The following is a 22,965-nucleotide window of genomic DNA, read 5'->3' as shown; positions in this document are numbered from 1 at the left end:
GCTCGCCGAAAGGACATCGACTGCGTTTTCCCACGGTTAGGCCCGATGTGGCCGGGTAGATCCCGGTCTGCCACGCGGGTGGCGGGCCGCTCCCGGCCGGATCGCGGGGCGGGGGCTACCGGGACGCCTCGGGGGGCGATGTCGGATGGACCAGCGCGGTTGAGCGGGCCAGGAAGGCCCGCCGGTGTGGTGGAGCTGCGGGTGCACGGGATCACCGGCGCGAGCGCCGAGCGGGCGTTGGACCTGCCACCGACGGAGCAGGTCGCGGGCGACCGGATCGGCGGCTTCTACCGGCCCCGGAGCCCGGGCGCCCGGGGTGCGGGCGAGGTGACGCGGGAGGCGTACCGCTGGGGTGATCTGCCGTCCGGGACCGTGCTGCGCACCCTGGCGCTGGTGTTCCTGCTGCCCTTCATGCTGGTCAACGTGGCGATCTGGATGCGTCCGGCGAGCCCCGGCTCGGAGGCGGTCGTCAGGTCCCTGTGCCGGCTGCTGGCCCTCACGCTCACCGCGCTGTACACGCTCGCCATCGCCGGCGTCGCCCTGGACCTGCTCGCCTGGAAGTGCCTGGCCACACCACAGTGTCTGGCCGGGCGCAGCTGGTTGTCCTGGTTGGGCGGGCAACCGGCCGGACCGCGGCTGGCGGAGTTCACGCTGGTCCCGGTCGCCGCCATCGGTCTGATCTGGTGGCTCAGCACCCGCCCGGGTCGGGCGTTCGAGGCGTTCCGTGCCCCGGAGGAGGAGGTTTCCGGGCACCGGCTCGGCGCGGTCGGCCGGTGGGACGCCGAGCCGCTGGTGGGCCGGCTGCGCTCCATCCACGTCGCGGCGGCGTTCGCGACCCTGAGCGTCACCCTGCTCGCCGCCCGGGCCGCAGCCGGCGCCTCGGCTGCCACGGTCGCGCTGGCGGTGCTCACCGTGGCGGTCCTGGTCGCCTGCGTGATCCTGCTCTGCACGCCACCGCTGATCGACCGGGCCGCCGCGGACCGGCGACTCGACCGGATCACCCGCACGCTGCGGACGATCGCCATCGTCCTGACCGGCGTGGTCGTGGCCCACGTGCTGACCAGCCCGGCGCCGTGGCGCGAGGCGGCGAACCTGCCCGGCTACGAGCCGATCCTCATCTGGCTGTTCGCCACCCAGACGGCGCTGCTCGCCGCCCTGGGCGCGATGCTGCTCTGGCAACGGGACCGAGAGCCGGGTGCCAAACCGCTGGCAGGGCTGGGAGCGCTGGTGATGGCCGCCGCGGCGATCAGCCTGGCGGTGGCGTTCTCGGCCGAACTGGTCTACCGGGTGGCCGACTTCCTGGACCGCGACGCGCCGACCGGAGAGGGCATCGCCACCGGCCCGCCGCAGGCCTACACCTGGGCGATCTACGGGTTCTTCCGAGCGTTGCTGCTGACCCTGATCGTCGTGGGCCTGGTGATCCTGATCTCCCGAGGCGGACGGCACCGCGCCGCGGCGGCGGTCGTCGCGCAGGACTACCCGGACCCGCCGGCGGAGGCCGGACCCCGACTACGGCAGGTACGCCGGGCCATCGCCCGGGCCCGGTTCACCGAGACCCTGATCCCGCTCGCCGCGGTCTACGGCTGTCTCACCGGCCTGGGTACGGCCACCACCACCATCGCTCTGCTGCAGTGGTATCCGGGTGACCTCATCGAGCGGTTCGCCGGGGTGCCGGCGGGCCTGTTCACCTTCGGCATCGCGGCCGGCAGCTGGGCGATCGCGGCGGTCATCCTAGGCCTGATCATCGGCGCGATCTTCGCCTACCGGACCATCGAGTTCCGGCGCAACGTGGGCATCCTGTGGGACCTGGGCACCTTCTGGCCCCGAGCCGCCCATCCGTTCTCGCCACCCTGCTATGCCGAACGGGCCGTGCCGGAGCTGACCCGACGGATCACCTACCTGGTCGAGAGCGGCAACGCGGTGCTGCTCACCGGGCACAGCCACGGTTCGGTCCTGCTCGCCGCGACGGTGCTCCAGTTACCGGCACGGGTTGGCGGCCGGGTCGCCCTGCTCACCTACGGGTCACCGCTGCGCCGGCTCTATGCCCGGCTCTTTCCCGCCTACATCGACAGCGCGGTGCTGCACGAGATCGGCGGCCGGATCGGGTGGCGGTGGGCGAACCTGTGGCGGGACACCGACCCCGTCGGCGGCTGGATCTTCTCCGCCCACCGGCCGAGCGCGCCGCCCACCGTCGGCGGCCCGGCGGGCACGGTGGACCGCCGGCTGAGAGACCCCCGAGACGTGGTGGCCCCACCGGGCGACAGCGTCCCACCCCCGATCCAGGGACACGGGCCGTGCGAGGCCGACGAGCCGTTCATCGAGGCGGTACGCGAGCTGGTGAAGCGTCTCCGGGAGCCGGCGGACCCGAGCGCCGGGTCGACGTAGCGGACGCCGGGGCGGCGCCGCCTGCTCCGGATCGGGCCCAGGACGAGGCGCCGCGCCCGAGTGGCGGGGACGGGCCACCGGCCCGGGCCGCGCGACAATGCCCGGATGGACGCCGAGGAAATCACGGCCGAGGCGATCCGGCCGCTGCGCCGGCCGGTGCTGGTCCAACGCTGGCGGGATCTCACCTTCCTGCACTGGGCGGTGGACCCGGAGGTGGTGGCGCCGCTGCTGCCGCCGGGGACCCGGCCGGACGTCCTGGCCGGACAGACGTACGTGGGGCTGATCGCGTTCCGGATGGTGGGGCTCGGGCTGTTCGCCGGGCCGGGGCTGCCCTACCTCGGCACGTTCTGTGAGACCAACGTGCGGGTGTACAGCGTCGACACCGCCGGGCGTCGGGCCGTGGTGTTCCGGTCACTGGACGCCGCCCGGCTGGTGCCCGTCCTGGTCGCGCGGGTCAGCCTGCGGCTGCCGTACCTGTGGTCGCGGATGCGGTTGCGCCGCGACGGTGACCTGCTGACCTACACCTGCCGCCGGCGCTGGCCCGGGCCGCGCGGCGCCAGCAGCGAGCTGAGCGTCCGGGTCGGCGCCGCGCTCGCCGAGCCGAGCCCGCTGGAGCACTTCCTCACCGCGCGCTGGGGGCTGCACACCCGCGCCCACGGGCGGACCCTGCACCTGCCCAACGTCCACCCTCGCTGGCCGCTGCACCGCGCGGAGCTGGTGCACCTGGACGACCAACTGGTCCGCGCGGCCGGGCTGCCCGCACCGGCGTCGGCGCCGGTGAGCGTGCTCTACTCGCCCGGCGTCCCGGTGCGCTTCGGCGCGCCCGCCGTCCTGCGCTGACCTGCGGCGGATCCAGCTCGGCGGCACGGGCGCGAAGGACCGTTCCGGGCAGCCCGCCGGCGCCTCCCGGGACTGGTGATTTCACCGATGCGGCGGCCGGCAGCGCCGCCGAAGACTTGCACACGTCGATATATCCCACCGCTAGGGAGTGCCCGACGTGTCATCACCAACCACCACCCGTCCCCGTCCGTCCGCCGTCCGGGTCGCCCGGCTCGCGCTGGCCGCCGCCCTGGCCGCCGGTGCCGCGCTGGCCGCGCCGGCCGGTACGGCCCAGGCCGCCGAGAACCCGTACGAGCGGGGTCCGGCACCGACCGTCTCGCTGCTCGAGGCCAGCCGCGGCCCGTTCGCCACCGCCTCGCAGAACGTCTCGTCGTTGAGCGTCACCGGCTTCGGCGGCGGTGTCGTCTACTACCCGACCAGCACCAGCGAGGGCACCTTCGGCGCCATCGCCATCTCGCCCGGCTACACCGCCGCCTGGTCCAGCATCAGCTGGCTCGGTCCCCGGATCGCCTCGCACGGCTTCGTGGTGATCGGCATCGAGACGAACTCCCGGCTCGACCAGCCGGACAGCCGGGGCCGGCAGCTACTGGCCGCGCTCGACTATCTGGTTGAGCGCAGCTCGGTGCGGAGCCGGATCGACGGCAGTCGGCTCGCCGTGGCCGGTCACTCGATGGGCGGCGGGGGCAGCCTGGAGGCGGCCTCGGACCGGCCGTCGTTGCAGGCCGCCGTGCCGCTCGCGCCGTGGAACCTGGACAAGACCTGGTCGGAGCTCCAGGTGCCGACGCTGATCATCGGTGGCGAGTCCGACAGCGTCGCCCCGGTCTCGTCGCACTCGGTGCCGTTCTACAACAGCATTCCGTCGTCGGCGGAGAAGGCGTACCTGGAGCTCAACGGGGCGAGCCACTTCTTTCCGCAGACGGTGAACACGCCCACCGCGCGGCAGATGGTGGCCTGGCTCAAGCGGTTCGTCGACAACGACACCCGCTACGAGCAGTTCCTCTGCCCGGGGCCGAGCGGCACGCAGATCGAGGAATACCGCAACACCTGCCCGAGCGCCTGACGGTGAGCAGCGGGGCGGCCGCCGCGGCGGCCGCCCCGTCGCGCCGGGATCGAAACATCGAAGGTATTGACGCGGTAACGCGGAAATGTACACTGCGAGTGTAAATAACACCCGCCATTGAGCGAGGGATGGCTGATGGAGGACGGGCTCGCGCTGCACCACATCGGGGTGCGTTTCTCAGGCCTCACCGCCCTCGACGACGTCTCGTTGCGGGTGCCTCCCGGCCGGGTGGTCGGGGTGATCGGCCCCAACGGCGCCGGCAAGACCACCCTGTTCAACGTCATCTGTGGCTTCATCCGGCCGGAGGCGGGCTCGCTCACTCTGGACGGTCGGCCCCTGCGACCGCGACCGCATCAGCTCACCCGGCTCGGCATCGCCCGGACCCTGCAGGGCACCGGGCTCTTCGCCGGCCTGACGGTGCTGGAGAACGTGATGGCCGGGGCCTCGCACACCGCGCGGGCGGGCTTCCTGCCGGCCCTGCTCGGGCTGCCCGGCAGCGATCGCGACGAGGCGCGGCTGCGTCGGCACGCGCTCGACGTCCTCGCCGGGCTCGGCATCGCCGCGCACGCCGGCACGATGCCGGGCACGCTGCCCTTCGCCGTACGCCAGCGGGTGGCGCTGGCCCGCGCGCTCGCCGCCAAGCCCCGGCTGCTGCTGCTCGACGAGCCCGCCGGCGGGTTGGGTGCCGACGACATCGCCGAGCTGGCCGAGCTGATCCGGCAGCTGCCCCGCCGCGACCCCGATCCGTGCGCGGTGCTCCTGGTCGAGCACCACATGGACCTGGTGATGTCCGTCTGCGACGAGCTCGTGGTGCTGGACTTCGGGCGGGTGATCGCCGCCGGCACCCCCGACGAGGTCCGCGACGACCCGGCCGTCACCGACGCCTACCTCGGCGCCACCGTCGAGGAGGCAACATCATGAGCGAGCGGAGCGAGCGAATCATCAGGCGCAGTGCGGTCGAGCCTCGTGCCGTCGGCGACCGAAGGGAGTCGACGGCATGAGGGAGCGGAGCGAGCGAATCATCAGGCGCAGTGCGGTCGAGCCTCGTGCCGTCGGCGACCGAAGGGAGTCGACGGCATGAGCGGGGAAGACCTCCTGGTGGTGCGCGGGTTGGTCGCGGGCTACGGCGCCGCGCCGGTGCTGCACGCCGTCGACCTCACCGTCCCGGCCGGCACCATCGCGGCTGTGGTCGGCGCCAACGGCGCCGGCAAGACCACCCTGCTGCGCGCCGTCTCCGGCATGCTGCGCCCGTCGGCCGGGCAGGTCCTGCTCGACGGCGACGACCTGCGCGGCACGCCGGTGGAGCAGTTGGTGCGCCGCGGGATGGCGCACGTGCCCGAGGGACGTGGGGTGATCGGCGAGCTCACGGTGGACGAGAACCTGCGCCTCGGCGGGCTGTGGCGGCGCGACCGGGCCGACGCGGACCGGGCCCTCGACGAGGTCTACCAGCTGTTCGAGCCGCTGGCCCGGCGCCGGCGGCATCTCGGGCACCAGCTCTCCGGCGGCGAGCGGCAGATGCTCGCGCTCGGCCGGGCGCTGGTCGGTCGGCCCCGCCTGCTCCTGCTCGACGAGCCGTCGCTCGGCCTGGCGCCGCGCGTGGTCGCCCGGGCGATGGCTCTGCTGCGGCAGCTGCGGGACACCACCGGCCTGACCGTGCTGCTGGTCGAGCAGAACGTGCGCAGCGCGCTCTCGATCGCCGACCAGGGGGTGGTGATGTCCCTCGGCCGGGTGGTCACCACCGCCCCCGCCGAGCGGCTGCGCGACGACGTCGAGCTGCGCCACGCCTACCTCGGTTTCTGACCACCCCGGAGGGAGAACTGTTGGACCGCTTCGTGTTCCTCACCCTGGACGGCCTGTCCCGGGGGGCGGTCTACGCCGCGTTCGCGCTGGCCCTGGTGCTGATCTGGCGGGCGGCGCGGGTCGTCAACTTCGCCCAGGGCGCGATGGCCGTCGCCGCCGCGTACGTCGCGTACGGCGTGGCTGCCGCGACCGGCTCCTACTGGCTGGGCTTCCTGGCCGCGCTCGCCGCCGGTCTACTGCTCGGCGCGGTGGTGGACCGGGCGTTGATGCGCCACATCGACCACGCCTCGCCGCTCAACCCGGTGATCGTCGCGCTCGGGCTGGTGCTGCTGATCCAGGCCGTCCTCGGGATGGTCTACGGCAGCGAGTTCCGGCCCGCCGAGACGCCCTTCTCGCGCGGTGCGTTCAGCGTGGGCGGGCTGGCCGTGCTGTCGCCGTACGACCTGTTCGTCTTCGCCACCGTCGGGGTGGTGGTCGGCGCGCTCGCCTGGATCTTCGCCCGGACCGCGGTCGGCCTGCGGATGCGGGCAGCGGCCTTCGCCCCCGAGGTGTCCCGGCTGCTCGGGGTCAACGTGGGCGGGATGCTCACCCTCGGCTGGGCGCTCGCCTCGGCGGTCGGCGCGCTGGCGGCGATGCTGGTCATCCCGACCGAGCTCGGCCTGCATCCGCACGCGATGGACCTGGTCTTCGTCTCGGCGTTCACCGCGGCCGTCGTCGGAGGGCTGGACAGTCCACCCGGGGCGGTGGTCGGTGGGCTGGTGGTCGGCCTGCTGCTGTCGTACGTCAGCGGCTACGCCGGCAGCGACCTCACCCCGCTGGCGGTGCTGGTCCTGCTGCTGGCGGTGCTGCTGGTCCGGCCCGGTGGGCTCTTCGCCCCGGTCGCGGCGAGGCGGGTGTGAGCGCCACCCGGGCGGCCACCCCGCCCCGTCAGCACAGCGCCGACGAGGCGCGGCAGGCCGGTCCGCCGCATCGCGGCGGCACTCTGCTGCGACACCTCGCCGTCGTCGCGGTCGCCGGGCTGCTGGTCTTCGGGTTGAGCTACGCGGTCGAGCCGTTCCGCAACTTCCAGCTCGCCACCGTGGCGGCCTACCTCTGCGCCACCGCCGGGCTGACCGTGCTGACCGGGCTCAACGGTCAGCTGTCGCTCGGGCACGGGGCGTTGATGGCGACCGGCGCCTACACCGTCGCCTTCGGCCAGAACGCGTTCGCCGACCGGGGGTTCACCGGCCACTGGCTGCTGCCGATCTCGCTGGCCGCGGCGGTGCTCACCACGGTGGTGGTCGGCGCCGTGGTCGGCGTGGCCGCGGCCCGGCTGCGCGGGCCGTACCTGGCCGGGGTCACCCTGGCCGTGGCGGTGGTGGTGCCCGCCCTGACGGTCACCTTCGACGGCGTCTTCAACGGCGAACAGGGATTGTCGGTGCCGGTCGAGCCGCCACCGTTGGCGCTCGGCGCCTACTTCCCCTACGAGCGGTGGCAGCTCTGGATCGCCGCCGGGGCCACCCTGCTCGCCCTGCTGCTGCTGGCCAACCTCGTCCGAAGCCGCTACGGGCGCACGTTCCGGGCGGTCCGCGACGACGAGGTGGCCGCCCGTCTGGCCGGCATCCACGTCGCGCGTACCCAGGTCCTCGCGTTCGTGGTCAGCGCCGCGACCGCTGGGCTCGGCGGCGCGTTGCTCGCGGTGCTGGCGCAGAGCGTGTCTCCCGGCGCGTTCTCGCTGACCCTGTCGCTCTTCCTGCTGATGGCCGTGGTGATCGGCGGTCTGGGGCGGCTCGCCGGGGCGGTCTGGGGCGCCGTGCTGCTGGTCGCCCTGCCCGACCTGAGTCACTCGGTGACCGAGTTGCTCACCCTCTCGCCCGCGGCGGCGCAGCGGCTGGAGGGGAACCTGCCACTGGCGATCTTCGGCGTCACCCTGATCGTGGTCATGATCGCGGCGCCCGGCGGCGTGCAGGGTCTGCTCTCCCGGCTCGGTCGCGCCCTGCTAGCCCGCCGGCCGGGCCGGCGGTCCTGATCTTTCGGTCCGGCCTCGGCCGGGCGCCCCACCTCACCACCACATCCAGATGACGAAAGGCCGGTGTTCCCATGCACCGCACGGCACGAGGCGGTCTCGCCATCGCCAGCACCATCGCCCTGCTCGTCAGCGCCGCCGCGTGCAGCGGTGACGGCGGGTCCAGCCCCGGACGCGGGTCCGTCCCCGGCGTCACCGACACCGAGATCGTGGTCGGCACCCACATGCCGCTCACCGGGCCGGCCTCGGCCGGCTATTCGAAGATCGCCCCGGCGACGAAGGCCTACTTCGACTACGTCAACGCCAACGGCGGTGTGCACGGCCGGAAGATCACCTACAAGATCATGGACGACGGGTACAACCCGGCGAACACCCAGCAGGTGGTCCGCCAGCTGGTCCTGCAGGACAAGGTGTTCGCGATCCTCAACGGGCTCGGCACGCCGACGCACACAGGCGTGCTCGACTTCCTCAAGAGCAACCGGGTGCCCGACCTCTTCGTCGCCTCCGGCAGCCGCAGCTGGGACCAGCCCGACAAGTATCCCGGCACGTTCGGCTTCAACCCGGACTACACGGTGGAGGGCAAGATCCTGGCCAACCACGTGAAGACCGCCCTGCCCGGCAAGAAGGTCTGCTTCCTCGGCCAGGACGACGACTTCGGCCGGGACAGCCTCGCCGGCGTGGAGAAGGTGCTCGGCCCGGTGGCGGTCAAGCAGACCTACGTCACCAGCAACACCAACGTCGCCCCGCAGATCGGCGCGTTCAAGGCGGCGGCGTGCGAGGTGGTCATCCTCGCCACGGTCCCCGGGTTCACCGCGCTCTCCATCGGCACCGCCGCGCGGCTCGGCTTCAAGCCGCAGTGGATGGTCTCCAACGTGGGCGCCGACCACCCCACCCTCGCCAAGCAGCTCGGTGAGGCCGCGCCGCTGCTGGAGGGCATGATCGGCACCAACTACCTGCCGATGCAGAACGACACCGCCAACCCGTGGATCCAGCTCTTCACGAAGGTCAACAAGGAGCACAACGGGGACGCGCCGTTCGACGGCAACACCGTCTACGGCATGTCGGTCGGCTACCTCTTCGTCCAGGTGCTGCTCGCCGCGGGCAAGGACCTCACCCGGGAGTCGGTGACCGAGGCGGTGAGCAAGGGCGGCTACCAGGGGCCCGGGCTGGCGCCGCTGCGCTTCTCGGCGACCGACCACTCCGGCTACGGCGGGCAGCAGTTGAGCCGGGTCAGCGGGGGAACGCAGAGCTACTTCGGCCCGGTCTACGAGACCGACGAGGCCGACGGGCCGGTGAACGAGTACACCGCGACGCCGGTGCAACCGCCGGCGAACGGGGTGCCGACCGGGTCCTGATCCACACCGATCGCCGGCCGGGTCCGGCCGTGGCACCGCCGCCACGGTCAGGCCCGGCCGGCCGTCGTGCCCGCGGGCCGGCGGCGGCGAGGTCGGCTATCTGCATCGTCGATGCTGCTTTCTGAAGGGGGCGGCGATGCGGTGTTCGTGATCGCGCCGGTCGGTCGTTGACCCCGGTCGATCGGCCTCCTACTATCTGCACTGTGAATGCAGATTCAGCTCGGCTGTCCGGCCGGGTCGCCCTCGTCACCGGCGCCAGCCGTGGGATCGGGCTCGCCATCGCCCGGCGGCTGGTGGCCGAGGGCGCGCGGGTCGGCCTCACCGCCCGGCGACCGGAGACGCTCACCGAGGCGGTCGCCGCGCTCGGCGGCCCGGCGCACGCCGTGGCGGTGCCGGGCCGCGCCGACGACGCCGAGCACCGGGCCGAGGCGGTGCGCCGGGTGGCCGAGGCCTTCGGGCCGATCGACATCCTGGTCAACAACGCCGGCATCAACCCGGCGTACGGGCCGCTCGCGACGCTCGACCTGGCCGCGGCCCGCAAGATCCTCGACGTCAACCTGGTCGGCGCGCTCGGTTGGGTGCAGGAGGTCTGCGCCGCGGGCCTGACCGAGCGGGGCGGTTGCGTGGTCAACGTCTCGTCGGTCGCCGGGCTCGCCCCGTCGACCGGCATCGCCTTCTACGGGGTGAGCAAGGCCGCCCTCAACCATCTCACCGCCTGCCTGGCTGTCGAACTCGGTCCGACGGTCCGGGTCAACGCGGTCGCGCCCGGGGTGGTGAAGACCCGCTTCGCGGCGGCCCTCTACGAGGGTCGGGAGGAGGAGGTCGCGGCGGCGTACCCGCTCGGGCGCCTCGGGGTGCCGCCGGACGTGGCCGCCGCGGTCGCCTTCCTGGCCTCGCCCGACGCGGCCTGGATCACCGGGCAGACCATCGTCTGCGACGGCGGCGCGACGCTCACCGGCCGGGCTGCCGGATGACCCCGCGCCGGCAGACGGTCGGGCCCTCGCCCGGTGCTCCGGTGGCGCTGATCGCCGCGCGTCTAGACTCGCCGGTGCTGCCGGGTGGGCCGCGGCGGTGGTGAGGGGGCAGAGGCGAATGGGCAGGGCCGAGGCGCCGGTACGGGTCGACGGACGGACCGCCCGCGCCGAACGCACCCGGGCGGCGATCGTCGAGGCGCACCTCGCCCTGATCTCCGAGGGGGACCTCCGGCCGACGGGCGAGCGGATCGCCGAGCGGGCCGGCATCTCGCTGCGCACGCTCTGGACGAACTTCAAGGACATGGAGACGCTCTTCGAGGCCAGCGGGGCCGAGGTGCTCCGCCAGCAGGACGCTGCCTACCGGCCGATCTCGCCGGCGCTGCCGCTGGCCAGGCGGGTCGACGCGTACTGCCGGCAGCGGGCCCGGCTGCTCCAGCTGATCGCGCCGTCGGCACGGGCCGCGCAGATGCGTGAGCCGGTCTCCGACCAGCTGCACCGCAACCGGCTCAAGCACATCGGGCGGGTGCGCGACGAGGTCGAGCGGCTCTTCGCCGCCGAGCTGCCGCCGTCCGGGCCGGGCCGCAAGCAGTCGGTCGACGCGATCGTGGCGGCGAGCATGTGGCCGGCCTGGTCGATGCTGCGCGACGGCCTCGGGCTGGGGGTGGACCAGGCCCGCGCGGTGATGGCCCGCACGGTCGGCGCGCTGCTGGCCGCCGCCGGCGACTGACCCCACGGACGCCTCTTTCCAACCGGTTACCTATAGGTAACACTGAATGCATGGTTACTGCATCAAGAGTGCAAATAACCGTGCTACGGGGCCGCGACGAGGAGTGCCGGGCGATCCGCCGGCTGCTCGACGGCGTGGCCGACGGCGGCGGCGCCCTGGTGCTCCACGGCGAGCCGGGCTCCGGCCGGAGCGCGCTGGTCGGCTACGCCCACCGGCACGCCGAGGGCTGCGCCGTGCTCGCCGCAGCGGGGCTCGCGGAGGAGGCGGCCGTGCCGTACGCCGGGCTGCAACGCCTCCTCGACCCGGTGCTCGACCGGGTCGGGGCGCTGCCCCGCCCGCAGGCGCGCCTGCTGCGCCGGACGCTGGCCGGCGGCGGCTGCCCGACCGAGCGCCGGCTGGCCCTCTGCCTGGCGGTGCTGCGGCTGCTCGCCACCGTCGCCCGGGACCGTCCGGTGCTGTGCACGATGGACGACGTCGATCGGGGCGACCCGCCGACCGCCGAGACACTCGCCTTCGTCGCCCGGCGGCTGCGTCGGCTGCCGGTCGCCGTCCTGCTCACCGCGGCGACCGCGTCGCCCGGCGGGCTGCCCACCCACCGGCTTCCCCCGCTGGACGAGCGGGACAGCGCGGCCCTGCTCGCCGACCGGCTGCCGGAACCGCCCGCCCCTGCGGTGGCCTCGGCGCTCGCGACCGCGGCCGGGGGAAACCCGCAGGCCCTGGTCGACCTCGCCGGCACGCTCAGCCACGACCAGTGCCGGGGTGACGCGCCGCCGCCCGCCGCGCCACCGGCCGACGGCGCGCTGGGCCGCGCCTACCGGGCCCGGCTGGACCAACTACCCGGCGACACCCGCCGGGTGCTGCTGCTCGCCGCGCTGGACCCCGACGCAGACCCCGACACCCTGCTGCGGGCCGCCCGCGCCGGCGGGGCGGCGATCGCCGCGCTCGCGCCGGCCGAGGTGGCCGGCCTGGTGCGGGTCGAGGCGCACCGGATCACCTTCCCGCAGCCGGTCGTACGGGTCGTGGTCGCGGCCACCGCCCCGCTCGCCGAGCGACGGGCGGCACACCTGCTGCTGGCCGGTGTGCTGGACGACCCCGCGGACCGGCTGCGCCGGGCCCTGCACCACGCCGCCGCCGCGACCGGTCCCGACCCGGCGCTCGCCACCGAGCTGGAAGCCGCCGCGCTCGCCGACGGAAGCGACCCGGCCGACGCGTCCGGCGCCCTCGAACGGGCCGCCGAACTCACCGACGAGCCGGCCCGCGCCGCCGAGCGTCGGGTCGCCGCCGCCCGCCACGCCTGGCAGGCCGGATCCCCGCAGCGGGCCCGGCTGCTCCTGGCGGGCCTCGGCGTCGGCCCGCTGTCGCCGTCCGTCGCCGGCCGGGCCGAGCTGCTGCGCGGCGAGATGGCGCTGCGGTGCGGCCCGGTCCCGGCCGCGGCACCCGCGCTGCTGGTCGCGGCGGAGACGCTGGCCGACACCGACCGGACGCTGGCCCTCGTCGCGCTGGCACGGGCCGGCGAGCTCGCCTCCTACTCCGGCCAGCAGTACCGCTACGCCGATCTCGCCCGCCGCTCCCGCGCGCTGCTCCGCCCGGGCGACCCGCCGGTCACCGAGCTGACCAGCGCCTACCTGAACGGGGTGGGCGCGACGCTACGCGGCGACCACGAACACGGTGGCCCCGCGCTGCGCCGGGCCGTCGTGCTCGGCGGCCAGCTCTCCGGGCCGGCAGTCACCCCGGCCGCGCTGACCTGGGCCGCGGCGGCCGGGCTCCTGGTGGCGGTGGACGGCCCGGCGCACCGGCTCGCCGACCACGCCGTCGAGCTGGCCCGGAGCCGGGGTGAGCTGTCCGCGCTGCCCCGGGCCCTGGAGCTGCGGGCCGTCGCCGAGTACTGGCTGGGCCGCCACGAGGCGGCGGCCGAGACCTCCCGGGAGGGTCTGCGGCTGTCCCGCGCGACCGGGCAGATCGCCACGGCCGGCGTCCACCTGGGCATGCTCGCCGTGCTCGCCGCCGTCCGCGCCGATCGGCAGACGTGCCTGCGCCGGCTCCGGGAGATCGGCGAGGCACCCGGGCCGCACAGCCGCCCCCGGGCACTGGCCCAGTGGGCCGTCGCGGTACTCGACCTGACCGAGGGCCGGCACGCCGCCGCCGCGGCGCGACTGACCGGGCTGGCCCGCCCCGGCACCGGCCACGGGCAGGTGCTCGTCCAGGTGATGGCCACTCCGCACCTGGTGGAGGCCGCCGCTGCCGACCCGGCGCACCGGCCCGCGGCGAACGCCGCGCTGGCCGTCTTCGACCGCTGGGCGAGCAGCACGGCGAGCCCGTCCCGGCGGGCGCTGTCGGCCCGGTGTCACGCCCTGCTGGCCCGCAAGGGCAGCGGGCAGGCCGAGGAACACTTCCACGCCGCGCTGCGGCTGCACCCGGCGGACGCGGGCGCCTTCGAGCGGGCCCGTACCGCGCTGCTCTTCGGCCGGGAACTGCGCCGTGCCCGTCGCCCCCGCGACGCCCGGTCGCACCTGCACGACGCCTGGGCCGCGTTCACCGTGCTCGGCGCGGACGCGTGGGCCGAACAGGCCACCGCCGAGTTGCGGGCCGCCGGCGAGTCCGTCGGCGCCCCCGACCCGGCCGCCGCCCGGCTGCTGACCGGCCAGCAGCTGCGGATCGCCCAACTGGTCGCCGAGGGCGCCACCAACCGGGAGATCGCCGCCCGGATGTTCCTCTCGACGCGGACGGTCGACCACCACCTGCGCAACATCTTCCACCGGCTCGGCATCCGGTCCCGGACCGAACTCGCCCGGGCCCTCGGCTAGCCCGCGCGGCCCGCTCGTTCCTGGAGATCGCGCACCGACGTACGGGCCGTCGGGCTGCCTCGGCCGCGCCCGCTCAGGGCAGCACGAGGGTACGCGCGCCCTCGCCCCGGGCCATCCGGTCGAACGCCTCGGCGGCACCGTCCAGGGTGGTGCGGTCGGTGATCAGCGGGGCGAGGTCGAGGGTGCCGTCGAGCACCGCCCGGGCCAGCTCGGGCAGGTCCCGATCCGGGTCGGACGAGCCGTAGACGGAGGAGCGCAGCGTCCGGGCCGAGTGGAAGATCTCCAGCGCGCTGAGCGGGACGAGGTCGTCCTTGGCCCCCATGCCCACCACCGTCACCTGCCCGCCCCGCCGGACGGACCGCCAGGCGGTGCGGATCGTGCTGCCCCGCCCCACGCACTCGAACGCGTGATCCACGCCCCGGCCGTCGGTCCGCTCCCGCACCGCGCGGCTGAGCTTGTCGTCGGCGAGCAGGAAGTCGGTGGCACCGGCCGCGATCGCCAGGCCGGCCTTGGCCGGCGAGACGTCGACGGCCAGCACCGGGTCCGCGCCGGCCGCCCGGGCGGCACCGACCACCGACAGCCCCACCCCGCCGAGCCCGATCACGGCGACCGACTCGCCGGGCGCCACCGCCGCAGTGCGGCGGACCGCGCCGACCCCGGTGAGCACGGCGCAGCCGAGCAGCGCCGCCGCCTCGAACGGCAGCGCGGCGGGGACCGGGATCACCGCGTTCTCGGGCACCACCACCTCCTCGGCGAGGGCGCCGAGGCCGAGCGTGACGTGCAGCTGCTCGCCGGCAGCCGTCCGGCCTCGGGGCGTGGCGGGCGACCCGAGACCCGCGCACAGCCACGGCTCGCCGTGCCCGCAGTACCAGCAGTTCCGGCAGGGAGGCGCCCAGTTCAGCACCACATGCGCGCCGGCCGTCACCCGGGAGACGTCCGCGCCGACCTCGGTGACCACACCGGCCGCCTCGTGGCCGAGCGCCAGCGGATACGACGGCGCGAGCGTGCCGTTCACCATGGACAGATCGGAGTGGCAGACCCCGGCGGCCCGGATGCCGACCCGCACCTCACCCGGCCCGGGCGCGGGCAGCTCGATCTCCTCCACCCGCAGCGGCCCCCCGACCTCGCGGACGACCAGCGCCCTCATCGCTGGATGGCCTTGGTCTGGAGGAACTCGTCCAGCCCGTGCCGGCCCAGCTCGCGGCCGATGCCGGACTGCTTGTAGCCGCCGAACGGGGCGAACGGGTTGAAGGGCGCGCCGTTGATGTCCACCGCACCGGTGCGCATCCGCCGGGCCACCCGCACCGCGCGTTCCTCGTCGCCGGACCAGACCGCGCCGGCCAGCCCGTACCGCGAGTTGTTGGCGACCGCGACGGCGTGTTCGTCGTCGTCGACGGGGATCACCGCCAGCACCGGGCCGAAGACCTCCTCCTGGGCCAGCGCGCTTGCCGGGTCGACGTCGGCGATCACGGTGGGCGCGACGAAGAATCCCCGGTCGGGGACCGGGGCGTCCGGGCCGCCGGCGACCAGCCGGCCGCCGTCGGCCAGCCCGCGGGTCACGTGGCCCTGGACCCGCTCCCGCTGGGCGGCGGAGACGAGCGGACCCAGCCGGGTGGCCGGGTCGAACGGATCACCGAGCCGGTACCCCTCGGTGGCCTTGGCGGCCAGCGCCAGCGCCTCGTCGTAACGGGACCGGTGTACCAGCATCCGGGTCCACGCCGTGCAGGTCTGCCCGGAGTTGAGGAAGGCGTTGCCCACCCCGACCTTGACCGCGGTGACCAGGTCGGCGTCGTCGAGGATGACGTTCGCCGACTTGCCGCCGAGCTCCAGTGCGACCCGGGCGATCCGCTCCGCCGCCAGGTGGGCGATCCGGCGGCCGGTCGCGGTGGAGCCGGTGAAGGAGACCATGTCGACGTCCGGGTGCCCGGCGATGGCCTCGCCGACCACCGGGCCGGTGCCGGTGACCAGATTGACCACGCCCGGCGGGAAGCCGGCCTCGTGGATCGCGTCGAAGAGCAGGTACGACACCAGCGGGGTCAGCTCGCTCGGCTTGAGCACCACCGTGCAGCCGGCGGCGAGCGCGGGGGCCAGCTTCGCCACCACCTGGTGCAGCGGATAGTTCCACGGGGTGATCGCGCCGACCACGCCGACCGGCTCGCGGACCACCGTCGAGTTGCCCACCGTCTCGTCCGCCGGCGGGTGGGCGGCCAGCTCCACGTAGCTGTGCAGCACGGTGAGCGGCAGACCGGCCTGGACCCGGGTGGCCAGCTTCAGGGGGGTGCCCAGCTCCAGGGCGATGGTGCGGCCGATGTCGTCGGCGCGGGCGGAGAGGGCGGCGTGCAGCCGGTCCAGGTGCGCGGCCCGCTCGGACGGCGCGGTCGCGGCCCAGCCGTCGAAGGCGGCCCGGGCGGCGGCCACGGCGCGGTCGACGTCGGCCGCCGTGCCGGCCGGTACGGTCGCGACGACCTCCTCGGTCGCCGGATTCTCCACCGGCAGGGTCGCCTCGTCCGGCGCGGTGACCCAGTGGCCGTCGAGGTAGAGATTGGTCCGTGCGAGATCCATCGCGCCCCTCACGTAGGTCGCCCGAAACTAGCAGTGCAAGTTTGGACCCTAGTACGCCCCGGCGGACGGCGGGAGGGGCGGCAACGGGCCGACGTGCTGTTCGTAGGTGCGGGACAGCCCGTCGATGAGCGCGTCGAGGCCGAGCACGAACGCCCCCTCGTCGACCTGCTGCTGGTGCTCGGCGAGTCGGTGCGCGTGGGTCAGGTGCGGGTACTGCTCGGCGTAGAGCCCGGGATCCTCGACGAAGCCGCGTGCGAACGAGCCCAGCGCCGACCCGGCCACGAAGTAGCGCATCAGCGCTCCGATGTGGGTGGCCCGGGCGGGCGGCCAACCGGCGTCGACCAACCCGCCGTAGACCGCGTCCGCCATGGCCAGCGCGGCCGGCCGCCGTCCGGGGCCGCGGGCCAGGTACGGCACGATGTTCGGGTGCGCCGCGAGCGCCGCCCGGTAGGAGTGCCCCCACCGGCGCAGCGCCTCCCGCCAGTCGACCTGGCCGAAGAAGGACACGTCGACCTGCCCGGTGATGCTGTCCGCGACGGCGTCGAGGATGTCGTCCTTGGTGGCGAAGTGGTTGTACAGCGACGGCCCGCGCACCCCGAGCTCGGCGGCGAGCCGGCGGGTGGAGAAGCCCTCCAGTCCCTCGGCGTCGATCAGCGCCGCGGCGGCCTCGACGATCCGCTGCCGGCTGAGCAGCGCCTGTCGCGGCCGGGGCATCGCGTCCTCCTCTGCTCGTGCTCCGCCGGAGGTGTGCCGCTCCGCGGAAGTGCTGGCTCGCCGGAGGTCTCCGGGTCCGCGGGAAACTCTGCCACAGCCGGGTCTGGACGGACTTAAACTTGCACCGCTAGTTTAAGGGTCATGGATCTGCAGCTCTCCGCCGAGCAGGCCGCGGTCCGCCGGCTCGCCGCCGAGTTCGTCGACCGCGAGGTGCGGCCGCATGCGGCGGAGTGGGATCGGCGCGAGGCGGTCGACCCGGCCGTCGTCGGCGCGCTCGGCGAGCTGGGCTTTCTCGGCCTGACCATTCCCGAGGCCGACGGCGGCTCCGGCGGCGACCACCTCGCCTACTGCCTGGTCCTGGAGGAGCTGGGCCGCGGGGATTCCGCCATCCGTGGCATCGTCTCGGTCTCGCTCGGCCTGGTCGCCAAGGCGATCGCCGGCCACGGGTCCGCGGCGCAGCGGGCCGAGTGGCTGCCCCGGCTCTGCTCCGGTGCCGCTCTCGGCTGCTTCGCGCTCACCGAGCCGGACAGTGGCTCGGACGCCGCCGCGCTGCGCACCCGCGCCGAACGCGACGGCGACGACTGGCTGCTCACCGGGACGAAGACCTTCATCACCAACGGCACGACCGCCGACGTGGCGCTGGTCTTCGCCCGCACCGGCGGCCCCGGTCACCGCGGGATCACCGCCTTCCTGGTGCCGACCGGCAGCGCCGGGCTGACCCGGCGGGAGATCCACGGCAAGCTCGGCCTGCGCGCCCAGGCCACCGCCGAACTGCGGTTCGACGGCGTACGGGTGCCCGACGCGGCCCGCCTCGGCGACGAGGGCGCCGGCTTCCGGCTGGCGCTCGGCACCCTCGCCAAGGGACGCATGTCCGTCGCCGCCGGCTGCGTGGGCATCGCCCAGGGCTGCCTGGACGCCGCCGTCGCCTACGCCGGGCAGCGCACCCAGTTCGGTGGGCCCATCGCCGGCCACCAGCTGGTGCAGCAGCTGCTCGCCGGCATCGCGGTGGACACCGCCGCCGCCCGGCTGCTGGTGTGGCAGGTGGCTGACCTGATCGACCGGAGCCAGCCGTTCGCCACCGAGGCGTCGATGGCCAAGCTCTTCGCCAGCGAGGCGGCCGTGCGGGCGGCCAACAACGCGGTGCAGGTCTTCGGCGGCTACGGCTACATCGACGAGTACCCGGTCGGCAAATACCTGCGCGACGCCCGCGTCACCACCCTCTACGAGGGCACCAGCCAGATCCAGCAGCTCCTCATCGGACGCGCGCTCACCGGCGTCAACGCCTTCTAGCAGCATCCCCACCACCCGGAGGAACCATGGACTTCGCGCTATCCGACGAGCAGCGGGCCATCCGCGACACGGCCCGCGACTTCATCGCCCGGGAGGTGATGCCGCTGGAGCAGGAGCTGCTGCGGCGGGAGCGGGCGCACCAGCCCGGGCTGGACCGCAGTGAACTGCGTGAGCTGCAACTGAAGGCGCGCAAGTTCGGCTTCTGGGGACTGGCAACCGCCGAGGAGTACGGCGGCATGGACCTGCCCGCGGTCACCCAGTCCCTGATCTGGACCGAGATCGGCCGCTCGTTCGTGCCGTTCCGGTTCGGCGGCGAGGCCGACAACATCCTGTTCCGGGCCAACGAGGAGCAGCAGCGCGAGTACCTGCTGCCGACCATCGAGGGGGAGCGGCTCAGCTGCTTCGCGATCACCGAACCGGGCGCCGGGTCGGACGCGGCCAACATCAAGCTCAGCGCCCGCCGGGACGGCGGCGACTGGGTGCTCAACGGCGAGAAGACCTTCATCACCGGCGGCCACGAGGCCGACTTCGCCATCGTCATCGCGGTCACCGACCCGGAGAAGGGCGCCCGCCGTGGTGGCGCCACCGCGTTCCTGGTGGACCGGGCGATGGGCTGGCGGTCGGAGTTCATCCAGACCATGGGGGAGGGCGGCCCCGCGTCGCTCGTCTTCGACGACGTCCGGGTGCCCGAGCGCAACATCCTCGGCGAGATCGGTCAGGGCTTCACCCTCGGCATGGAGTGGATCGGCAAGGGGCGCTACATCATCCCCTCGCACGCGATCGGCATCGCCGAGCGGGCGCTGCGAATGGCGATCGACCAGGCCAACACCCGGGAGACGTTCGGCCGGCCGATCGGCGAGAACCAGGCGATCCAGTGGATGATCGCCGACTCGGAGACCGAGCTGGAGGCGGCCCGGTGGCTGGTGCTGCGGGCCGCCTGGACGGTCGACCAGGGCATGGACCCGCGGCACGCCTCCTCGATGTGCAAGCTCTACGCCGCCGGCATGGTCAACCGGGTGGTGGACCGGGTGATGCAGATCCACGGCGGCATGGGCTACACCCGCGAGCTGCCCATCGAGCGGTGGTACCGCCAGGTCCGCCTCTACCGGATCTTCGAGGGCACCGACGAGATGCAGCGGCTGATCATCTCCCGTGACCTGCTGCGCGGCTACACCCGGCTGGGCGGGCACCTGGCATGAGGACCTTCGCCTCCATCGACGAGCTGGCCGCGGCGGTCGGCGAGACCGTCGGCCCCGGGCCCTGGCAGACCGTCGACCAGAGCCGGGTCGACCTCTTCGCCGACGCCACCGACGACCACCAGTGGATCCACGTCGACCCGCGCCGTGCCGCGGCCGGCCCGTTCGGCGGCACCATCGCCCACGGCTACCTGACCCTGTCCCTGCTGCCGGCGCTGGTCGGTCGGCTCTACCGGGTCGAGGGGGTGGGGATGGGGGTCAACTACGGCCTGAACCGGGTGCGCTTCCCGGCCCCGGTGCGGGTCGGCAGCGCGGTGCGGGCCAGCGCGACCATCGCCGAGGTGTCCTCGGTGGACGGTGGGGTGCAGGTGGTCACCGCGGTCACCGTGGAGAGCGACGCGGGCGGCAAGCCGGCCTGCGTCGCCGAGACGGTCAGCCGCCTCTACCGGGGCGCCGCCCGATGACCGCCCTGTCGCTGGCCATGGTGCTGGCCGAGTCGGCGCGCCGGCACGCCGACACCGTCGCCGTGGTGGACGGGGAGATCCGGGTGACCTACGCCGAGCTGTGGCTGGAGGCCCGCAGCTACGCCGCCGGGCTGCGGGAGCTGGGCGTCGGACCCGGCGACCCGGTCGCCCTGCTCGCCCCGAACGTGGTCGACTTCCCCCGGGTCTACTACGGCGCCCTCGCCGCCGGCGCGGTGCTGGTCCCGGTGCACCTGCTGCTCACCCCGGACGAGGCCGGGCACGTGCTGCGCGACAGCGGCGCGAAGCTGCTGGTCTGCCACACCTCCCAGCTCGCCCTGGGCGCGGCGGCCGCGGAGTCCGCCGGCGTCGCGCTGGTCACGGTCGGCCCCGCCGCGACCGGCGTCGCGGCCCGTCGACTGGAGGACGTGAGCGAACCGCTGGCGCCGCTGCCGTCGTACGTCACCCGGGCCGCCGAGGACACCGCGGTGGTGCTCTACACCAGCGGCACCACCGGGGTGCCCAAGGGCGCCCTGCTCACCCACCTCAACCTGGTCATGAACGCCACCGTCAACGTCTTCGACGCCAACGACGCCCGGGAGACCGACGTGGTGCTCGGCTGTCTGCCGCTGTTCCACAGCTTCGGCCAGACGGTGGCGATGAACGGCACCTTCCGGATCGGCGCGACCCTGGTGCTGCTGAGCCGGTTCACCGGCCCGGAGGCGATCGACCTGATGCTGCGCGAGCGGGTGGACGTCTTCCACGGCGTGCCGACCATGTACGTGGCGCTGCTCGAAGCCGCCCGGGGGCGCACCGCCCTGCCCCGACTGCGGCTCTGCGTCTCCGGCGGGGCGTCGCTGCCGGTCGCCGTCCTGGAACGCTTCCACGCCGCCTTCGACACCACCGTCTTCGAGGGGTACGGGCTCTCCGAGACCTCGCCCACGGCGACCACCAACCAGCCGCACTTCGGCACCCGGGCGGGCACCATCGGGCATCCGGTCTGGGGCGTCGAGGTGGAGATCGCCCGCGCCGACCTGGACGAGCGGGTCGAGTTGCTGCCGGCCGGGGAGCTCGGCGAGATCGTCATCCGCGGGCACAACGTGTTCGCCGGCTACCACGGCCGGCCGGAGGCCACCGCCGAGGCCGTGGTCGACGGCTGGTTCCGCAGCGGCGACCTGGGCCGCAAGGACGCCGACGGGTTCATCAGCATCGTCGACCGGAAGAAGGACCTGATCATTCGCGGGGGCTTCAACGTCTATCCACGGGAGGTCGAGGAGGCCCTCGCCCGGCACCCGGCGGTCGGCCAGGTGGCGGTGATCGGCGTGCCCGACCCGCGGCACGGCGAGGAGGTGTGCGCGGTAGTGGTGCCCGACCCGGCCGGGCCCGCGCCGAGCGAGCAGGAGCTGATCGACTGGGCGCGCGAGCACCTGGGCCGACACAAGTACCCGCGTCAGGTCCGCTACGTCGACGCGCTGCCGATCGGCCCGAGCCACAAGGTGCTCAAGCGGGAGCTGCGCCGCACCCTCTCCACCTCGCCGATCGAGTGACCGCGGCGCACGGCGAGGGGTGCGGGACGCCGGTGGGGCTGGGTGCCGGGGCGCTTCGCCGTCAGGGCCGGTGGTCCTCGTCGGCCGGGATGATCGACTCTCGCTGTTCGAGGGCGTCGGCCGGGTTGGCGTCCTCCGGCAGCAGCGTGAGCGAGTCCGTTTCGCCGGCCGGCGAAGCGCTCTGCTCGGCCACGTCCGCCTCGCTGGCCTCCACCGGGGTGCTGGTCGCGGTGACGTCCTGCTCCGCATCGTCCACCACGGGCTGACGCTGCTCGATCGCGTCGGCCTCCGGTGGTTCGCGCAGCGGATCATCCGGGTTGACGGTCATCTCGCATCCTCTCGGCGGGCGGGCCACGGCACTGGTCGCACCCCTTAGTTCCCCGATGGCGGGCCGGAAACCCGGGCACCGGCGGGTAAACCGGGTGTTTTCCCGCAATGGCGCCGGGTACCCGCCGGGCATGCCCGAGGGCCACCTGATCCACCGGTACGCGCGAGAGCAGCACTCCGCGCTGGCCGGCAGCGTTCCGGCGCTGTCAAGCCCGCAGGGCCGATTCGACCCGCGCCCGTACGCCGGGCGGACGCTGCGGGCCGTCGAGGCGTACGGCAAGCATCTGCTCTACCACTTCGACGACAGCCCGGCCCTGCACGTGCACCTCGGCATGCGCGGGCTCTTCCTGCGCCACGACGACCCCGCCGTGCCACCCCGCGGGGGAGTGCGCCTGCGGCTCGTCGGCGAGCGCGTCGCGTACGACCTGATCGCGCCGAGCCGGTGCGAGCCGCTTCCGGTCGACGGTGAGCGCGCGTTGCGGGCCTCCCTGGGCCCGGATCCGTTGCGGGCCGATGCCGATCCGACCGAGGCGGTGCGGCGGATGTCCGCGACCGGTGGTGCGATCGGCGCGGCGGTGCTCGACCAGGCGACCTGGGCGGGCATCGGCAACGCCTGGCGTGCCGAGCTGCTCTTCCTCGCCGGCCTCGACCCGGACGCGCGCGGGATCGGGCCGGCGCCGGCGCGGCGGCTCTGGGAGCTCGCGGTTCGCTACCTGGCGCTGGGCCGCGACGCCGGACAGGTGGTCAGTGACCCGACCGCCCCCGACGAGCGCTGGGTGTACAAGCGCGACGAGTGCCGCCGCTGCGGTGCCCCGGTCCGCCGCTGGCAACTGGCCGCCCGCACCGCCTACGCCTGTCCCGTCGACCAGCCCGCCGCAGCGGTGACGCACGGTGGGAGGGCCGACTAGCTTGTTGCGC

The 22,965-nt window shown here is 74.3% G+C and carries 20 protein-coding genes; 16 read left to right on the top strand and 4 right to left on the bottom strand.

Going from position 1 to position 22,965, the window contains the following annotated elements; all coding sequences use genetic code 11:
• Positions 1-186 precede the first annotated feature (186 nt).
• The 11 genes from ACIP9D_RS02645 to ACIP9D_RS02595 all read left to right on the top strand — a co-directional run bounded on the left by ACIP9D_RS02645 (position 187) and on the right by ACIP9D_RS02595 (position 13,950).
• On the top strand, positions 187-2,385 hold the full coding sequence (locus ACIP9D_RS02645; RefSeq protein WP_350870236.1) for a hypothetical protein: 2,199 nt from the start codon (positions 187-189) through the stop codon (positions 2,383-2,385).
• Positions 2,386-2,490: 105 nt separating this feature from the next.
• On the top strand, positions 2,491-3,225 hold the full coding sequence (locus ACIP9D_RS02640; RefSeq protein WP_350870235.1) for a DUF2071 domain-containing protein: 735 nt from the start codon (positions 2,491-2,493) through the stop codon (positions 3,223-3,225).
• A gap of 157 nt (positions 3,226-3,382) precedes the next feature.
• Positions 3,383-4,285: an alpha/beta hydrolase gene (locus ACIP9D_RS02635; protein ID WP_350870233.1), complete on the top strand. Its 903-nt coding sequence runs from the start codon at positions 3,383-3,385 to the stop codon at positions 4,283-4,285.
• A 135-nt stretch (positions 4,286-4,420) separates the two neighbouring features.
• Entirely contained in the window at positions 4,421-5,206 is a 786-nt protein-coding gene (locus ACIP9D_RS02630) for an ABC transporter ATP-binding protein (RefSeq protein ID WP_350870232.1), read from the top strand.
• A gap of 156 nt (positions 5,207-5,362) precedes the next feature.
• Complete coding sequence (locus tag ACIP9D_RS02625; protein ID WP_350870230.1) at positions 5,363-6,085, top strand: ABC transporter ATP-binding protein; 723 nt, start codon at positions 5,363-5,365, stop codon at positions 6,083-6,085.
• A gap of 20 nt (positions 6,086-6,105) precedes the next feature.
• Complete coding sequence (locus ACIP9D_RS02620; RefSeq protein WP_350870228.1) at positions 6,106-6,984, top strand: branched-chain amino acid ABC transporter permease; 879 nt, start codon at positions 6,106-6,108, stop codon at positions 6,982-6,984.
• Positions 6,981-8,093: a branched-chain amino acid ABC transporter permease gene (locus ACIP9D_RS02615; RefSeq protein ID WP_400449196.1), complete on the top strand. Its 1,113-nt coding sequence runs from the start codon at positions 6,981-6,983 to the stop codon at positions 8,091-8,093. Before ACIP9D_RS02620 ends, ACIP9D_RS02615 begins: the two co-directional genes overlap by 4 nt.
• A 71-nt stretch (positions 8,094-8,164) precedes the next feature.
• On the top strand, positions 8,165-9,445 hold the full coding sequence (locus ACIP9D_RS02610) for an ABC transporter substrate-binding protein (RefSeq protein ID WP_350870226.1): 1,281 nt from the start codon (positions 8,165-8,167) through the stop codon (positions 9,443-9,445).
• A gap of 203 nt (positions 9,446-9,648) precedes the next feature.
• Positions 9,649-10,419, top strand: coding sequence for an SDR family oxidoreductase (locus tag ACIP9D_RS02605; RefSeq protein WP_350870225.1), 771 nt, complete (start codon positions 9,649-9,651; stop codon positions 10,417-10,419).
• A 118-nt stretch (positions 10,420-10,537) separates the two neighbouring features.
• Positions 10,538-11,146 (top strand): TetR/AcrR family transcriptional regulator, encoded by a 609-nt coding sequence (locus ACIP9D_RS02600; RefSeq protein WP_350870223.1) that lies wholly within the window; start codon positions 10,538-10,540, stop codon positions 11,144-11,146.
• A gap of 50 nt (positions 11,147-11,196) precedes the next feature.
• Positions 11,197-13,950 carry an AAA family ATPase gene (locus tag ACIP9D_RS02595; RefSeq protein ID WP_350870221.1) on the top strand — a complete coding sequence of 918 codons (2,754 nt, stop codon included), beginning with the start codon at positions 11,197-11,199 and terminating at the stop codon, positions 13,948-13,950.
• 73 nt (positions 13,951-14,023) lie between these two features.
• On the opposite strand, the gene ACIP9D_RS02590 is transcribed toward ACIP9D_RS02595, so the two are convergent.
• Genes ACIP9D_RS02590 through ACIP9D_RS02580 form a run of 3 tightly spaced genes read right to left on the bottom strand, consistent with a single transcriptional unit; the run spans position 14,024 to position 17,226 of the window.
• Positions 14,024-15,097, bottom strand: a complete 1,074-nt coding sequence (locus tag ACIP9D_RS02590) for an alcohol dehydrogenase catalytic domain-containing protein (protein ID WP_350870219.1) — start codon at positions 15,095-15,097, stop codon at positions 14,024-14,026.
• A complete protein-coding gene (locus tag ACIP9D_RS02585; RefSeq protein WP_350870217.1) occupies positions 15,094-16,512 on the bottom strand; it encodes an aldehyde dehydrogenase family protein in 1,419 nt (472 codons plus the stop codon). The genes ACIP9D_RS02590 and ACIP9D_RS02585 overlap by 4 nt, the downstream gene beginning before the upstream one ends.
• Before the next feature lie 48 nt (positions 16,513-16,560).
• Positions 16,561-17,226, bottom strand: a complete 666-nt coding sequence (locus ACIP9D_RS02580; protein WP_350870216.1) for a TetR/AcrR family transcriptional regulator C-terminal domain-containing protein — start codon at positions 17,224-17,226, stop codon at positions 16,561-16,563.
• 141 nt (positions 17,227-17,367) lie between these two features.
• Here ACIP9D_RS02580 and ACIP9D_RS02575 point away from each other — a divergent pair, with 141 nt between their 5' ends.
• From ACIP9D_RS02575 to ACIP9D_RS02560, 4 genes are read left to right on the top strand one after another with little or no spacing between them, the layout of a single operon-like run.
• Positions 17,368-18,516: an acyl-CoA dehydrogenase family protein gene (locus tag ACIP9D_RS02575; protein WP_350870214.1), complete on the top strand. Its 1,149-nt coding sequence runs from the start codon at positions 17,368-17,370 to the stop codon at positions 18,514-18,516.
• A 26-nt stretch (positions 18,517-18,542) separates the two neighbouring features.
• A complete protein-coding gene (locus ACIP9D_RS02570) occupies positions 18,543-19,715 on the top strand; it encodes an acyl-CoA dehydrogenase family protein (RefSeq protein ID WP_350870212.1) in 1,173 nt (390 codons plus the stop codon).
• The gene (locus ACIP9D_RS02565) at positions 19,712-20,176 is read left to right on the top strand and encodes a MaoC family dehydratase (RefSeq protein WP_350870210.1); all 465 of its coding nucleotides are present in this window, start codon (positions 19,712-19,714) and stop codon (positions 20,174-20,176) included. The genes ACIP9D_RS02570 and ACIP9D_RS02565 overlap by 4 nt, the downstream gene beginning before the upstream one ends.
• Entirely contained in the window at positions 20,173-21,720 is a 1,548-nt protein-coding gene (locus tag ACIP9D_RS02560; protein WP_350870208.1) for a long-chain fatty acid--CoA ligase, read from the top strand. Before ACIP9D_RS02565 ends, ACIP9D_RS02560 begins: the two co-directional genes overlap by 4 nt.
• 61 nt (positions 21,721-21,781) lie before the next feature.
• Here the strand turns inward: ACIP9D_RS02560 and ACIP9D_RS02555 are convergent, their stop codons facing one another.
• Positions 21,782-22,048, bottom strand: a complete 267-nt coding sequence (locus ACIP9D_RS02555) for a hypothetical protein (RefSeq protein ID WP_350870206.1) — start codon at positions 22,046-22,048, stop codon at positions 21,782-21,784.
• Positions 22,049-22,178: 130 nt separating this feature from the next.
• On the opposite strand from ACIP9D_RS02555, the gene ACIP9D_RS02550 reads away from it, so the two are divergent.
• Positions 22,179-22,955 carry a DNA-formamidopyrimidine glycosylase family protein gene (locus tag ACIP9D_RS02550; RefSeq protein ID WP_350870205.1) on the top strand — a complete coding sequence of 259 codons (777 nt, stop codon included), beginning with the start codon at positions 22,179-22,181 and terminating at the stop codon, positions 22,953-22,955.
• Positions 22,956-22,965: the final 10 nt, after the last annotated feature.

The sequence above is a fragment of the Micromonospora sp. NPDC093243 genome, from assembly GCF_044753725.1.
Taxonomy (GTDB): domain Bacteria; phylum Actinomycetota; class Actinomycetes; order Mycobacteriales; family Micromonosporaceae; genus Micromonospora.
The sequence above is the reverse complement of the archived record's forward strand: the minus strand, read 5'-3'. Positions and strand labels throughout refer to the sequence as shown.

What these genes read in the sequence shown, in the direction of transcription:
- ACIP9D_RS02640 (WP_350870235.1), top strand. Translation starts at nt 2,491, where the DNA reads ATGGACGCCGAGGAAATCACGGCCGAGGCGATCCGGCCGCTGCGCCGG.
- ACIP9D_RS02630 (WP_350870232.1), top strand. Translation starts at nt 4,421, where the DNA reads ATGGAGGACGGGCTCGCGCTGCACCACATCGGGGTGCGTTTCTCAGGC.
- ACIP9D_RS02625 (WP_350870230.1), top strand. Translation starts at nt 5,363, where the DNA reads ATGAGCGGGGAAGACCTCCTGGTGGTGCGCGGGTTGGTCGCGGGCTAC.
- ACIP9D_RS02610 (WP_350870226.1), top strand. Translation starts at nt 8,165, where the DNA reads ATGCACCGCACGGCACGAGGCGGTCTCGCCATCGCCAGCACCATCGCC.
- ACIP9D_RS02600 (WP_350870223.1), top strand. Translation starts at nt 10,538, where the DNA reads ATGGGCAGGGCCGAGGCGCCGGTACGGGTCGACGGACGGACCGCCCGC.
- ACIP9D_RS02595 (WP_350870221.1), top strand. Translation starts at nt 11,197, where the DNA reads ATGGTTACTGCATCAAGAGTGCAAATAACCGTGCTACGGGGCCGCGAC.
- ACIP9D_RS02590 (WP_350870219.1), bottom strand. Translation starts at nt 15,097, where the DNA reads ATGAGGGCGCTGGTCGTCCGCGAGGTCGGGGGGCCGCTGCGGGTGGAG.
- ACIP9D_RS02585 (WP_350870217.1), bottom strand. Translation starts at nt 16,512, where the DNA reads ATGGATCTCGCACGGACCAATCTCTACCTCGACGGCCACTGGGTCACC.
- ACIP9D_RS02580 (WP_350870216.1), bottom strand. Translation starts at nt 17,226, where the DNA reads ATGCCCCGGCCGCGACAGGCGCTGCTCAGCCGGCAGCGGATCGTCGAG.
- ACIP9D_RS02575 (WP_350870214.1), top strand. Translation starts at nt 17,368, where the DNA reads ATGGATCTGCAGCTCTCCGCCGAGCAGGCCGCGGTCCGCCGGCTCGCC.
- ACIP9D_RS02570 (WP_350870212.1), top strand. Translation starts at nt 18,543, where the DNA reads ATGGACTTCGCGCTATCCGACGAGCAGCGGGCCATCCGCGACACGGCC.
- ACIP9D_RS02565 (WP_350870210.1), top strand. Translation starts at nt 19,712, where the DNA reads ATGAGGACCTTCGCCTCCATCGACGAGCTGGCCGCGGCGGTCGGCGAG.
- ACIP9D_RS02560 (WP_350870208.1), top strand. Translation starts at nt 20,173, where the DNA reads ATGACCGCCCTGTCGCTGGCCATGGTGCTGGCCGAGTCGGCGCGCCGG.
- ACIP9D_RS02555 (WP_350870206.1), bottom strand. Translation starts at nt 22,048, where the DNA reads ATGACCGTCAACCCGGATGATCCGCTGCGCGAACCACCGGAGGCCGAC.
- ACIP9D_RS02550 (WP_350870205.1), top strand. Translation starts at nt 22,179, where the DNA reads ATGCCCGAGGGCCACCTGATCCACCGGTACGCGCGAGAGCAGCACTCC.